Here is a 13,989-nt window from a genome sequence, read left to right on the forward strand (position 1 = left end):
ATCCGGTTTCCCGAAATTCCCCACTTTATGGATTTACGATGAACTCGATCCAGTCTCCCGCGAGTGTAAAAAGAGGCCTTCCCTATTGGGGGGTCGTCTGCTGTGCCCTGTTTGTCGCCGCGTCTCAGGTTTTCTTGAAAATGGGGGTGGACGACACGCAAACTTTTCATAGCGGGCTAAGCTGGCTGGAGATTCAGGGACTTGTGTCAGGGTGGATCCTGGCGGGAATTCTCTGTTACATCATCAGCTTTGTCTTCTGGTTAAAGGTACTCAAGGTCCTTCCCCTCAACATCGCTTTCAATCTGATCAATATTGAGCACATCTTCGTCCCTCTGGCCAGCTATCTTTTTCTGGGCGAAATGATCAGTCCGATGCGCGCTGCCGGAATAGCCGTGGTGCTCCTTGGAGTCTTGGTGATTGCGGAATCCTATTGCCGGGTCGAGGAGCGCGCATGAGCAGCTGGTTTCCGGTTCTCATCATTGTTTCCCAAGCTTTCATGGTAGGGGGACAGATTTTTCTCAAACATGCAATGAATGATACGGCAGGCGAATCGGAAGCCGCCAGGTGGAAGCAGGCTGTTCCGTTCGCCTGCGGCATCGGCCTGCTGACGCTCTGGTTTTTCCTGTGGCTGGAGTTGCTGTCGCAGGTCGAGCTGAGTTATCTCTACCCGTTCGACGCCCTGAGTCCGCTTTTCATGGCGTTTGGAGCCAGCCTGGCGCTCAAGGAAAAGATGACGCCCCGACTGTGGTGCGGGGTCCTCCTGATTGTGGGCGGACTTATGATCGTGAGCGTCAGCCAGTAGCCAACCCCAGCTTCAGCACAGCTTCGGAATCGCCCGTTGATTGTTCCGGATAGCTCCGGACATTGGATTGGGAGGCAAATGAGGGATTCCGCATATTGCCTTTTATGGCGATTCAATCAAGTTCGACCCCGTCGAAACAGAGTCCCATTAAGTTCAGGTATTTCATATTTGTAATTTCCCGCTCTTAATATATAAATAATGAATAACTCCAGATAACAGCAGTCCTAGCAGTCCTTTATGTTTCGATATCGAATCAAGGCCGGGCTTGGGCAAGAGGTAATCATGAGAGGTGGAGTCATTCGGCAAACCGGCTTTACAAGAAACGTCAAAGCTTCCATGATAACAATCAGCATATGCTTGAACGAAACCTGATTGGTCATACTGAGGTGATGTCCATACATATGAAAAAACGCGTTTATTTTTCCTGATACATGGGGTCCTGCTTTTTCGGGACATCAACATCAACGGAAGGAGTAGACAATGGGTTGGGCACCGAATTGGGTTGGCGTCAGCGGCGGTGTTGCGGCACCGTCGACTTCCATCACCTCGGTTGCGAGGTATCCGCAGCATCTCGATATCTTTTGCGTGGGCACCGACCATGGAATTTACAGCGCGTGGTGGGATATCTCCACGGGATGGTCGAACTGGTTCCAGGTTGCCGGCGGCATCGCGGCGCCGGGGACGACAGTCACCGTGGTCGCCCGCAATCCTGACCACCTCGATCTTTTCGTTGTGGGATCGGACCACAAGATCTACAGCATCTGGTGGGATGCCAACGGCGGCTGGGCCAACGGCTGGTTCCGTGTTTCCAACCTGACCGCGGCGCCGGGGACTTCCGTCGCGGCCATTGCCCGCAACCCCAACCACCTGGATCTGTTCGTGGTGGGATCGGACCACAAGATCTACAGCATCTGGTGGGACGCCAACGGCGGCTGGGCGGCGAACTGGTTTGTTGTCAGCGGCGGTGTCGCCGCAGCCGGAACGTCAATCACGGCGGTGACCCGCAACCCCAACCATATCGATCTTTTTGCGGTCGGGTCCGATCACGGCATCTACAGCACCTGGTGGGACGCCAGCAGCGGCTGGGCGAGCTGGTTCCAGGTTGCGGGCGGGTTCGCCGCCCCGAACAGTTCGGTTGCGGCCGTGGCGCGTTATCCGACCCACCTGGACCTCTTTGTCGTCGACCCGAACCATAGAATCTCCAGCATCTGGTGGGACGCCAATGGCGGTTGGGCCCAGAACTGGTTTGTGGTGGCGGGTGGCGTAGCCGCACCCGACACGTCCATCAGCGTCGTGTCGCGCTATCCCGATCACCTCGATGTCTTCGCCGTGGGCAAGAACCACGGCGTCTTCAGCATCTGGTGGAACGCCAGCACCGGCTGGGGCTCCTGGTTCCAGATCGCCGCGGGCGCCGTCGCGCCGGAAACCTCGATCAATGCATTAAGCCCCTGGAACCGGCACGGCATGATTCGGGCTTTGCCGGTCGTCGCACCAGGATCCTCGATCAATGCATTGAGCCGCTACCCCGACATACTCGATGTCTTTGTCGTGGGAACCGATCACCACATCGACGAATTCAATGCCCTTGTCGTGGGAATCGAGCGCCACATCGATACGATCTGGTGGCTCGATGAAATGTACTTCTTCATGCAGCCCCAGCAGCAATCGAACTGGTGCTGGGCGGCAACAGCGACCAGCGTCGCCCTGTTCTACCAGCCGGGAAGCGGCTGGCAGCAGTGCGGCGTGGCCAATGGCGAACTGGCACGAACCGACTGTTGCGGCGCAGGTGCATCCGGCCCCTGCAATGTCTACGGCTTTCTCGACCAGGCACTCACGGTGGTGGGCCACTTCGACCACTGGGTGGGCGGCATCGCCACTACCGCCCAGATCGAGGACGAGGTAACTTTCGCCCGTCCGCTGGGGATCCGGGTGGCCTGGTCGGGCGGCGGCGCTCACTTCCTGGTCATAAAGGGGCAATATAGCGCGGGCGGTATCGACTACGTTACTGTTGATGACCCGATCTATGGCCGCTCGGATGTCAATTACGCGACCCTGCAGACTGCCTATAAAGGGTCGGGGACGTGGACCCATACTTACTACACCAAGTACTGAGGAGTTTCCGATGGCCTTTATTGCTCCAAAACCTCCGCAACAGGCGTTGGATGCCATGCATTCCACTTTCCTGGACTTGAGCAGGAACCGCGCCTTCAGAACACCCGCCTTGCGCAACGCTGCCGGGCCTCTGCAGCTCACCGAGCCGCAGCAAGTATTCACATTGGGGCTTTCCGACCTTGTGGCGGGAAAAAGCCTCGATGCGGCCAGGCCAACCGGTTGGCGCTATCTCGTGCAGGAAGGCGACAATGTCCTCGCCTCCGCGGAGACGGTTGCCGGACCCAGGGGGGAGCAGGTTTTCTCGGCTTTCAACGAAGGCCGCTTCGTCGACTCGAGCGCGAAGGCGATGCGCGCGGTGAGAGACTTTCCGGAAGTGGCGCAGGGCGGCTTTGAGTTGCGGCTTCTCAATGTTCCCGGACTCTACGTTCAGGCCCTCTGGTTTCACGAAACACAGGGAAAAGGCGATTTCCTGCAGCCCTTGGCGCCTTCTCCGGTGGAGACGCCGGGAGATAGGCCGGCCCCAGCCGCTGTGCTGCTCAAGGAGCTTGCCGCCAAGGCCCGCGTACCGATAGAGGCTGCCGACAGGACCGGGGGATGAGGCGCTGAGTTCGCGTGACGATAAGACGATGATATAGAGTCTGCGGTTCCTTGGGTCCGTACTGAAAGCCGAGCAGACCACACGCTTGAGCAGACAGTGCAGCACATTCGCACGCCTGGCCAGCTTTTATTGAGACCAACCGTTTCCGTGAGCACGATCTACAATACAGCAACGGCATTGCAATTCCGCTACCCAGTTCAATGTGACACGCACCTGCTGGTGCGTGCCGCACTATACAGCTTGAAGAAAATCGCCCGCCCGGCTTTACCTGCAGGAAAACTGGGGATACTCGCGGACATCGGCGACACGGCGGTAAACCAGGGTTCGCGGTTCATCCTACATGAGCGCCGGGGTGAGAAGTCGGAAAGGGTGACGGAAGCTCTGGATACCTTGAACCGGCGATATGGGCGCAATACGGTCGCCATCGCCTCTGCCGAAACCACCAATAGAGCCTGGGGAAATGCTAAGGGAATACATGCCGCCCTGCTATACGACAAGCCTGAGCAATGTGCCTGTCGCTCAGGTGCGTTAAAGAACAAGCCAGGGCAATCCGTAGAGCTATTTCGTCATCTCCATCAGGGAATGCCGTAAACTATTAACCAATACTGAAAATGGAGTTCTCGAATATGAATAAGAATGAGTTCATTGAAGCAATAGCCACCAAGACCGGCTGCAGCAAAGCCGACGCGAACCGCACCGTTGGGGCGCTGATCGAAATTATTTCGGATACGCTACAAAAAGGCGATTCGCTCTCATTGCCGGGGTTCGGGTCTTTCGAAGTACGCGAGCGTGCTGCACGCACCGGCCGCAACCCCAGGACGGGTGAAGAGCTGAAGATTGCCGCATCCAGGATTCCGGCATTCAAACCGGGCGCAGCGCTCAAGACTGCGGTCAACGGCGACGGAAAGAAGTAAGTTCAACGACAAGATATTGTCGCGCCCGCGAAAATCCATTCCTCGGTATTGGATGGACTCCGGCCATGTCTTTTCCGGGATACGGAGTGCCACCGTGCGGCGGGCGCTCCATGCGCGTAGCGCGGCTCCCCCACGTTGTCCGATCCCGCTTCGCGAGGCCCACGGACGATGCTTCGGGGACGTCGTTTCATTCCAAGGAGCTGCAACTTAGCCCTGTGCCGCAAAAATACAGAGTTTCTGACACTACCTGAAGTAGGTCGGGCTCCGCCCGACGATCGTAAAACGATACCGGGCGTAGCCCGGCCTACTTTTTCAAGTTCTCGTTTTACGATCAGCTCATGCTATGGCGCTTGCAGACTCGGCTTGTGGAGTTTCCAGACGGACGCGCAGCAGGCGCGCTGCTTCGACCATTCTTTCCAATGCCGTGGTAACTTCCGGCCAGTTTCGCGTCTTCAGGCCGCAGTCAGGGTTCACCCAAAGTTGCTCCGGATTGATCACCAGGCAGGCTTTTTCCAGCAGTTCCAGCATCTCGGCGGTTTGAGGAATCCTCGGCGAATGAATGTCATAGACGCCGGGACCGATCTCGTTGGGATACTTGAAATGGCCGAACCCATCGAGCAGCTCCATGCGTGAGCGGGAGGTTTCGATGGTAATCACGTCAGCATCCATGTCGGCAATGGCGGGCAGGATATCGTTGAACTCCGAATAGCACATATGGGTATGTATCTGCGTATCGTCCCTTACACCCGAGCTGGCGACGCGGAATGCTTCCACGGCCCATTGAAAATATCCGTTCCAGTCGCGTTTTTTCAATGGCAGCCCCTCACGAAAAGCGGGCTCATCGATTTGAATAATGCCTATGCCACCCTGCTCCAGGTCGACAACTTCGTCCCGGATGGCGAGCGCGAGTTGGAGGGCCGTGAGCGAACGCGGTTGGTCGTCACGTACGAACGACCACATCAGCATCGTTATCGGGCCGGTCAACATGCCTTTGACGGGCTTTTCGGTCTGGCTCTGCGCATATTGAATCCACTCCAGCGTCATCGGCTCGGGCCGGTAGATATCGCCATATAGAACAGGTGGCTTCACGCAACGGGAACCGTAGCTCTGCACCCAGCCATTCTCGGTAAAAGCGTAGCCCCACAATTGCTCGCCGAAATACTCCACCATGTCGTTGCGCTCGGGCTCTCCATGCACGAGTACATCCAGTCCGATTTCCTCCTGTTTTTTTATCGCCAAGCGTATCTCATTACGCATCGCTTCCAGATACTGCAAATTGCCGAGTTCGCCTTTTTTAAACGCAGCACGAGCTTGGCGAATCTCTGTCGTCTGGGGAAATGAGCCAATGGTTGTAGTGGGCAGCGGAGGAAGCTGGAAACGTTGCCGTTGCAGTGCTTGCCGCACCGGGAATGGGCTCCCGCGTCCGATATCATCCCGCACCAGACGTTGCAGGCGCTCCTGCATTACCGGGCTATGTATGCGTGGCGATTCGGCGCGCGCTTGTCTGGTCTTGGTAGAGGCATCCAATACATCGCGTATCGCGTTTTCTCCCTGATTCAACCCTCGACCGAGTATCGACACCTCGCTCAATTTCTGCGCGGAAAATGCCAGCCAGCTCTTGATTTCCTCATCCAATCGGGTTTCCAGCTCAAGATCCACCGGGCAATGCAGAAGGGAACAACTGGGCGCAACCCATAGCCGCTCACCCAGGACGGATTGCGCACGTGACAGAATCGAGAATACCGGCGCAAGATCGGCACGCCACACATTGCGGCCGTCGATGACACCTAGCGACAGTATCTTGTCGGCGGGGTAGCCCTCAAGAAAGGTATCGAGCTGACCCGGTGCACGACACAAATCGATATGCAAGCCATCGACCGGCAGCTTTTTCAAGCGCGCAGCATGATTGTCCACGGCTTCAAAATACGTCGCCAGCAGTAGCTTGGGTAACTTCCGCGCGCTGCTATCCGCTTCCTGCAAGGTGGCATAGGCCTGGTCCAGGCTACGCAACCAATCGTCATCCAGGTCGAGCGCCAGCAACGGCTCGTCGATTTGCACCCATTCCACGCCCAGGGAAGCAAGCTGGGCAAGAATGTCGCGATAAACCGGCAACAGATGAGGCAGCAAATCCAGGCGATTGAATCCAGGCGTGGTTTCCTTGCCAAGATACAGATAGGTTAACGGCCCGATCAGCACCACTTTCGGCGAGATGCCAAGAGCCTGTGCCTCGGCCACTTCTCTGAAGAGTTGCGGCGAAGCGATACGGAATGTGGTCTGTGCGTCGAATTCCGGGACAATGTAGTGATAGTTGGTGTCAAACCACTTGGTCATCTCCATCGCCGGTTGATCCGCCGTACCCCGGGCCATTGCGAAATACAGGTCCAGGCCGATTTCGTTGCTGCCCGCGTTAAATCGGGCAGGTATCGCGCCGAGCAATGCCGTCATATTCAGCATTTGATCGTATAGTGCGAAATCGCCAGCCGGGATAAGATCGATGCCGGCTTCACGCTGCAGCAGCCAGTGCTGCTTCCTCAAGTCGGCTGCCGCGGTTTTCAACTGTTCATCACTGATATCGCCGCGCCAGTAGGCTTCGAGTGCCTGCTTCAGCTCGCGCCGCGCGCCAATGCGCGGAAAACCCAGGTTATGTGTCAGTGCCATTGTTTATTCCCCCACGTAAGTTGCCGGTTGCAGTAAGGGATGATTGTGTGGCAGACTAAACTATGAATCAAATGAAATATAATTAAATATTAATGAATAATATTCATACCTATGTCACTTGCATCCATTCTTGAATTACGCCATCTTCGCACGCTCGCAGCGTTGCACGAGACAGGCAGTGTTTCACGCGCTGCCAAGCGCGTACACCTTACCCAATCTGCATTGTCACATCAGATCAAGGCCTTGCAGACCCACTATGGACTGTCGATAGTACAGCGGCGCGGGCAAACCGTCGAACTCACCGATGCCGGCAGGCATCTGGTTTCACTTGCGGGAAAAGTACTGGAGGACATCCAGGCAACCGAACGGAGTCTCGCCACCATGTCGCAGCAGGCGACAGGCAGTTTGCGCATCGCGCTGGAATGCCATACCTGTTTCGATTGGCTGATGCCACTCATGGATGCCTTCCGCCAGCATTGGCCGGAGGTTGAGCTGGACCTGGTTTCCGGATTTCACAGCGATCCGGTCAAACTCCTGGAGGAAGGCGGCGCCGATGTGGTGATCGGATCCGAGCATAAGCGGCGGCGCGGCATTATTCATCATCCGCTATTCAGCTTCGAGATCCTGGCGGTACTGGCGCCGGAACACCCCTTACGGGCGAAACGGATATTGAACGCGGCAGACTTCGCCGACGAAACCCTTATTACCTATCCGGTACCGGAGGACCGTATCGACCTGATTCTCAACGTGCTGAAGCCCGCCGGCGTCCAGCCGCAGCGGCGCACCGCGGAACTGACCGTGGCTATCCTGCAACTGGTAGCCAGCCGGCGTGGTGTCGCAGCATTGCCCAGTTGGGGAATCAAGAACTACGTCGACCATGATTATGTTATCGCCCGCCGTATTGGCGCGCACGGATTATGGAGCGACCTATACGCGTCCACGCTCACGGAAACCGCTTCCCGCCCCTATTTGCGGGATTTTCTGGTAACCGCGAAGAATACCTGTTTCGCTACGCTGGATGGAATTGTGCCGGTGGATTGAATACCGACCGGCGGAAGCAGGAAGACAGGAGAAAGCAAGCAACGGTTATGAAACCCACTGGTGAGCAAACGTGCAGCAAACGAGGTGTTGTCTGCTTCTGCTCACCAGTGCAAGGGAGTTAATGCAAGGTAACGGCAGTCCTGTCTTCGCAGGCCAGGTCTGAGCAGTAATTCTCATACACGCCATCGAGAAAACCCCAGAGTGCATCACACGCCCGGATAGTTGCCGCCACTACCTCGGCCTGTTTCTCCGCCGTATCGGCAAAGCGTTCAATCAACGTCCATTCCGCTTGTGAGTGATATACGTCGGCTTCCTGGTGTACCGAAAAGAATTCGTAACTGTCCGGATCATCCATTCCGTAGAACTTGATCAGCCCGTCAATTTTGACGGCAGCGATTGACGGCACCTGGGATTCAAAAGCATGCATTGCGGCGAGGCCTGCATAAAATGGCTGGTTCAGGCAGATGTCGCGAAATGTCGATACCAGTCTGGCCGTGTCCGGCAAAGCTGCCGCACGAGCCAGGTCCTTGTCGCTCGAACCCAGGGCCAGCGCAAAATTCTTCCATAAGGCGGGATGATTTTTTTCTCCGTGCTCTTCGCTGATCAGGTTTTTCAGCACTTCCTGGCGGACACTGATGTCGCCGCTATTTGCTTCACTGTGAAAATGCGGTGTATTGAAATGTACTGCGCTCAGATACGTCGGCTCAGCCAGTACGTTATGAAAATATTGTTCCGCGTACCCGCGCAATTGCTCCTTGGAGAGCTTGCCTTCCGTCCAGGCCACATAAAAAGGATGCTTGAGCAGGTGCTTGGCGTTAATGATGGAATCTATCTTTTGCTTGAGAGATACGGTGGTCGTCATGATTTTCCTCTTGAAAAGGGGGGTGGGTAATTAGTAGCCTATCATCACTCAGATAATACTGTTAAGTCAAATTTTAACGATTGGTTAACGGGCAATGTCAATTAGTTGCAAAAACTATCGGTACCCGTTCTCCTGCACTATATCAAGCAACACCAGGGGAATTCGTAGAGCCCTTATTTGACAGCTAAGCTGTTAAAATCGGATTGATACAAACGAAAGGTGCCGCAGCGGACGGCGGAGATTGTTTGCGCCGCGCCGGGATAATGACGGCACTAACGCGCGCAGCACCGCGGGGCGTACTTTGCCGCAACCCCAAGGGATGGGTAGACACTGAAATCCCCGGCAACCGGCTTTGCGAGAGATTAATCAGGCTCATGCCCGAGGAGTCGCCCGGGTGCGTTGCCGTCCCTGGTCCGTTGCGGTTTCCATCCCACCCATGTTACTGCCTGCGGCTTCCGCGCCTCCATGAGAATTGTTCACGGGTTTTATAGCTACCGGAGCTCTATTTTTTAGAAACTGTTATGGATGAGCAATCGAGTCTGTTCGCCTTATTCATCAGCAGTTTCCTTGCTGCCACTTTGCTCCCCGGCGGTTCGGAAGCGGTATTGTTTGGCGTTTTAACTGGCTACCCAGAGCTATATTGGTCTGCCTTGAGCGTCGCCTCGCTGGGCAACACTTTGGGCGGCATGAGTTCCTACGCGATCGGGCTATTTTTACCCGATGAAAAAACGCTACTGAAAAATGCCGGCGGGAGTATGCGTGCCCTACAGTGGGTACGTACTCATGGCAGCCCGGTATTACTGCTGGCTTGGGTACCGATAATTGGCGATCTGCTGTGTGTCGCCGCAGGTTGGCTTCGAGTTAACTGGATATTGGCCATGCTGTTCATGGCGGCCGGAAAGTTCGCGCGTTACTGGGCAATCGCGGCAGCGATTACCCCATGATCCGATCACTCGCCCAATTGCTTCATCATCCAATTGCGCAATTCGTCATGTGCATTACCCAACAAAAAGCCGGCTGTCGTTTATCGCCGGCTCATTGTTCATTGAATCAAACCCTCCAATTTAATTCAATCTTTTTTACCCTGAAGCAACTTCTGCAATTCGCCGCTCTGGTACATTTCGCCAACGATATCGGAACCGCCCACGAATTCCCCATTTATGTAGAGTTGAGGAATGGTCGGCCAGTTTGAGTATTCCTTGATACCCTGCCTTATTTGGGGTTCGGCAAGCACATCCACGGCAAAAATATCATTGACGCCGCAGGTATGGAGAATCTTGACGGCGTGAGCGGAAAAACCGCATTGAGGGGCATCGGGCGTGCCCTTCATATAGAGCACAACGGGGTGAGTGGTGACTTGCTGCTTGATGACTTCTTGTGTATTCATATCGACTCCTTCTTTTCCTTAAAAAAACAACCCGTAAATTAGCTTAGGGGAAACCCGGGTCCTTTACAAGCGATTTGATTCGTCCGGCCAATATTCCCCGCTTCCATATCGGCAACATGCCACGTTATGCAATATCAAGGGCTCCGCCACTGACTCGCATGATGCCCGCGAGATCGGGGCGGGAAAACACCCTTTTGAAACCCGCTTCGCTCAATAATCGCCTGCACGCTTCCGCCTGATCATAGCCATGTTCCAGCAATAGCGCTCCATCTTCGACCAGGTGGGCGGGGGCGGCGGCGATGATCGAGCGGATGCAATCAAGGCCTTCGCCTTCCGCCGCCAGCGCCGTGCGTGGTTCAAAGCGCAGATCGCCCCGCGTGAGATGTGGGTCACCATCTGCAATATAAGGGGGGTTCGACACAATGAGATTGAATCTTTCACCATTAACGCCATCGAACCAGTCGGCTTCGATGAAGCGCACATTATCAACACCGAGTTGGCGGGCATTTGTTTTGGCGACTGCCAGAGTATTCGCGGAGAAATCCACCGCGGAGATGTCCGCCAGGGGGCGGTGTTTTGCTATGGCTAGCGCGATAGCGCCGCTGCCGGTTCCAAGATCAAGAATTTTCCAGGGAAGGTCCAGCGGAATTCGCGCCAGCGCCAGATCCACCAGTAATTCCGTTTCAGGACGAGGAATGAGAACTGCCGGGGTGACCGTAAAACCCAGGCTGTAAAACTCTCGTTTGCCTATGAGATACGCAACGGGTTCGCCTTGAGCGCGCCGTTCCGTCAACAGCCAAAAGGATTGTGCCTGTTTCGAATCAAGCGCCTGCTCGGCGTAAGCAATGAGGTGAGCGTGGCTGACATCGAGCACGTACTGCAGCAGAATACGCGCATCGATATCGTCGATGTCGCGGCCCGATTGCTGTAGCGCGTCCAGAATAGTGATCTGCTGCATGGGTGGAATCAACCTCAAACTATGCCCTGGCGTTGCGATCTATCCACCAAGCGGGCAGATAGAACCTTCGAGGGAACAAGGGGTAGCAACAGGGAGGAAAATGTATCGCCCTACTCCCCCATCGCCGCCAATTGCTCCGCCTGATGCTCGGACATTAGCGCAGAGCACAGGTCGCTCAAATCGCCATCCATGATCTGCTCGATCTTGTAGAGCGTGAGGTTGATACGGTGGTCGGTTATTCGTCCCTGGGGAAAATTATAGGTACGAATGCGCCCCGAACGATCACCGCTGCCGATCAGCGACTTGCGCGTAGCAGCCTGCTTGTCCTGTTGTTCCCGCATCTGCTTGTCGCGAATTCGCGCCGCAAGGACGCTCATTGCTTGCGCCTTGTTTTTGTGTTGCGAGCGGCCATCCTGGCATTCAACCACGATACCTGTCGGCAGATGCGTGACGCGTACCGCGGAGTCGGTCTTGTTGATATGCTGACCGCCCGCGCCGGAAGCGCGGTAAGTATCGATCCGTAATTCAGCCGGGTTCAGGGCTACCTCCATGACCTCGTCCGCCTCGGGCATGACTGCAACGGTACAGGCGGAAGTATGAATACGGCCTTGGGTTTCGGTAGCGGGAACGCGCTGGACCCGATGGCCGCCGGATTCAAACTTGAGCTTGGAGTAGGCCCCATTACCGATAATCTTGGCAATGATCTCCTTATAACCGCCGGCCTCGGACGGACTTTGCGAGATTATCTCTACCTGCCAGCGCTGGCGTTCCGCGAAACGCGTATACATCCGGAACAGATCGCCGGCGAATAATGCGGATTCGTCTCCACCGGTTCCGGCGCGGATTTCAAGAAAAATATTGCGCTCGTCGTTAGGGTCTCTAGGCAGTAATTGCTTCTGCAATTCCGCGCTAAATCGCACGAGCTTCTCTTTACCGTCACGTATTTCGGCATCGGCAAACTCGCGCATATCGGCATCGCCGCACATTCCCTGCGCGGTGTGAACGTCACGCTCACTTTGCAGATATGCGTCATAAAGCTCGACCACCGGCGCAATCTCCGCGCGTTCCCGCGTCAGCTTGCGATAGTTATCGAGATTGGAGACGATCGTTTCGCTGCTCAGCAGGCGATTCAACTCCTCCAGGCGCACGCTGAGTTGCGTGAGCTTGGCAGTCATGCTTTTGTTCATTCTGGACGGTGGAGATGGTACAGACGGTTGATCAGATCGACCAGATCGTCACGCTCCTCCGCTGCGGCGTGATTGAGTGCATAGGAAGGCAGATGCAAGAATTTATTGGTCAGGCCATTACTCAAGGATTCCAATATTTTTTGCGGGTCTTCGCCCTTGGCCAGAAGCTTCGTCGCCCGCTCCATTTCATGGCGCCGGTACCGTTCGGCCTGGTCACGCAAGGCACGTATGGTGGGCACCAGTTCGCGCGACTCCAGCCAGTGCATGAAATTGACCACGTTTGAATCGATAATCGCCTCGGCCTGCGCTACCGCGCCCAGGCGGGAATCCAATCCTTCCTTGACGATATCGGCAAGATCGTCCACGGAATAAAGAAATATATCATCCAGTTCCGCCACTTCCGGCTCAACGTCTCGCGGCACGGCCAGATCCACCACGAAAATCGGACGATGCTTGCGGGCCTTTATCGCCCGCTCCAGCATGCCTTTGCCGAGTATGGGCAGGGTACTCGCGGTGCAGGTCACCACAATGTCGTGCAGCGCCAATTGTTCAGGAAGCTCATTCAACGCAATGACCTGCGCATTGAAACGATGCGCCAGGGCTTGTGCACGCTCGCTGGTGCGATTGGCGACGGTGATGCGCTTCGGATGGCGCGCGGCAAAATGACTGGCACATAGCTCGATCATTTCGCCCGCGCCGATAAACAACACGCGCTGCTCGCTGATGTCGCCAAAAATCCGTTCCGCCAGCCGCGTGGCGGCCGCAGCCATGGAAACCGAGTTCGCGCCGATCTCGGTAGAACTGCGAACCTCCTTGGCGACGAAAAACGTGCGCTGGAACAGCTTGTGCAACAGCATGCCAAGTGTGCCGGCGTGTTCAGCGGATTTCACCGCATTTTTTAACTGTCCAAGTATCTGCGGCTCGCCCAGCACCATGGAATCCAGTCCGCTGGCGACGCGAAATGCGTGCTTCACGGCCTTTTCACGCGGTAGCTTGTAGAGATAAGGCTCCAGTTCCCGCGTCTGCAAATGATGAAAATTCGCCAGCCAGTGCGTGGCTTCGTCCGGCTTTTCGGTGCTGCAATAAACCTCGGTACGATTGCAGGTCGAAACGATTGCCGCCTCTCTCACCGGATGATGAGCCACCAGGTCGTGCAAGGCATGCTCCATGGCATCTTCCGGAAAAGAAACCTGCTCGCGCACATCCAGCGGCGCGGTTTGATGGTTAATGCCAAAGGCAAATAACTGCATGGAGGACAATGTGAGTAACCGGTGACGAAATTGAAAAATTTGCTGATTATAGTATTACAAGCATTTGAATACCATCACTTAGAAGAGTTTCAGGTTTGCAGAAAAATAGCGGGGTCTTGGCAATATCAAGATCGGGTTTGATGTGCTCATGGTCAAGTGCACATTATCGCAGCTCTGGGGCCGATAACGAAACCAATCTGATCCGGTAACGCGGACCATG

General features: G+C 55.6%; 14 protein-coding genes. 8 read left to right on the forward strand and 6 right to left on the reverse strand.

Annotated features, from left to right (window positions below; genetic code table 11):
• Positions 1-38 precede the first annotated feature (38 nt).
• The 6 genes from BLP78_RS10335 to BLP78_RS10360 all read left to right on the forward strand — a co-directional run bounded on the left by BLP78_RS10335 (position 39) and on the right by BLP78_RS10360 (position 4,426).
• Positions 39-455, forward strand: a complete 417-nt coding sequence (locus tag BLP78_RS10335; protein ID WP_090458977.1) for an EamA family transporter — start codon at positions 39-41, stop codon at positions 453-455.
• On the forward strand, positions 452-802 hold the full coding sequence (locus BLP78_RS10340; protein ID WP_090458979.1) for an EamA family transporter: 351 nt from the start codon (positions 452-454) through the stop codon (positions 800-802). The genes BLP78_RS10335 and BLP78_RS10340 overlap by 4 nt, the downstream gene beginning before the upstream one ends.
• A 480-nt stretch (positions 803-1,282) precedes the next feature.
• A complete protein-coding gene (locus tag BLP78_RS10345; protein WP_090458981.1) occupies positions 1,283-2,914 on the forward strand; it encodes a DUF8189 domain-containing protein in 1,632 nt (543 codons plus the stop codon).
• Between the two features lie 10 nt (positions 2,915-2,924).
• Complete coding sequence (locus tag BLP78_RS10350; RefSeq protein WP_090458983.1) at positions 2,925-3,512, forward strand: hypothetical protein; 588 nt, start codon at positions 2,925-2,927, stop codon at positions 3,510-3,512.
• 147 nt (positions 3,513-3,659) lie between these two features.
• The gene (locus BLP78_RS15610) at positions 3,660-4,103 is read left to right on the forward strand and encodes a DUF4113 domain-containing protein (RefSeq protein ID WP_176752845.1); all 444 of its coding nucleotides are present in this window, start codon (positions 3,660-3,662) and stop codon (positions 4,101-4,103) included.
• A gap of 35 nt (positions 4,104-4,138) precedes the next feature.
• Positions 4,139-4,426, forward strand: a complete 288-nt coding sequence (locus BLP78_RS10360) for an HU family DNA-binding protein (RefSeq protein WP_090458987.1) — start codon at positions 4,139-4,141, stop codon at positions 4,424-4,426.
• A gap of 336 nt (positions 4,427-4,762) precedes the next feature.
• Here the strand turns inward: BLP78_RS10360 and metE are convergent, their stop codons facing one another.
• Positions 4,763-7,084, reverse strand: coding sequence for a 5-methyltetrahydropteroyltriglutamate--homocysteine S-methyltransferase (gene metE / locus BLP78_RS10365; RefSeq protein ID WP_090458988.1), 2,322 nt, complete (start codon positions 7,082-7,084; stop codon positions 4,763-4,765).
• Positions 7,085-7,195: 111 nt separating this feature from the next.
• Here metE and BLP78_RS10370 point away from each other — a divergent pair, with 111 nt between their 5' ends.
• Complete coding sequence (locus tag BLP78_RS10370; protein ID WP_218118961.1) at positions 7,196-8,125, forward strand: LysR family transcriptional regulator; 930 nt, start codon at positions 7,196-7,198, stop codon at positions 8,123-8,125.
• A 118-nt stretch (positions 8,126-8,243) separates the two neighbouring features.
• On the opposite strand, the gene BLP78_RS10375 is transcribed toward BLP78_RS10370, so the two are convergent.
• Entirely contained in the window at positions 8,244-8,987 is a 744-nt protein-coding gene (locus BLP78_RS10375; RefSeq protein WP_025042162.1) for a 4-aminobenzoate synthase, read from the reverse strand.
• A gap of 521 nt (positions 8,988-9,508) precedes the next feature.
• Between BLP78_RS10375 and BLP78_RS10380 the strand changes: the two genes are divergently transcribed.
• Positions 9,509-9,931 carry a YqaA family protein gene (locus BLP78_RS10380; RefSeq protein WP_090458990.1) on the forward strand — a complete coding sequence of 141 codons (423 nt, stop codon included), beginning with the start codon at positions 9,509-9,511 and terminating at the stop codon, positions 9,929-9,931.
• A 125-nt stretch (positions 9,932-10,056) separates the two neighbouring features.
• Here the strand turns inward: BLP78_RS10380 and grxD are convergent, their stop codons facing one another.
• The 4 genes from grxD to hemA all read right to left on the reverse strand — a co-directional run bounded on the left by grxD (position 10,057) and on the right by hemA (position 13,769).
• Entirely contained in the window at positions 10,057-10,374 is a 318-nt protein-coding gene (grxD, locus tag BLP78_RS10385) for a Grx4 family monothiol glutaredoxin (protein WP_025042164.1), read from the reverse strand.
• A gap of 124 nt (positions 10,375-10,498) precedes the next feature.
• Positions 10,499-11,332, reverse strand: a complete 834-nt coding sequence (gene prmC / locus BLP78_RS10390; RefSeq protein WP_090458991.1) for a peptide chain release factor N(5)-glutamine methyltransferase — start codon at positions 11,330-11,332, stop codon at positions 10,499-10,501.
• Between the two features lie 110 nt (positions 11,333-11,442).
• Positions 11,443-12,519, reverse strand: a complete 1,077-nt coding sequence (gene prfA, locus BLP78_RS10395; protein ID WP_090458993.1) for a peptide chain release factor 1 — start codon at positions 12,517-12,519, stop codon at positions 11,443-11,445.
• On the reverse strand, positions 12,516-13,769 hold the full coding sequence (gene hemA, locus BLP78_RS10400) for a glutamyl-tRNA reductase (RefSeq protein ID WP_090458995.1): 1,254 nt from the start codon (positions 13,767-13,769) through the stop codon (positions 12,516-12,518). Before hemA ends, prfA begins: the two co-directional genes overlap by 4 nt.
• Positions 13,770-13,989: the final 220 nt, after the last annotated feature.

The organism is Nitrosospira sp. Nsp1, from assembly GCF_900100985.1.
In the GTDB taxonomy this organism is placed as follows: Bacteria; Pseudomonadota; Gammaproteobacteria; order Burkholderiales; family Nitrosomonadaceae; genus Nitrosospira.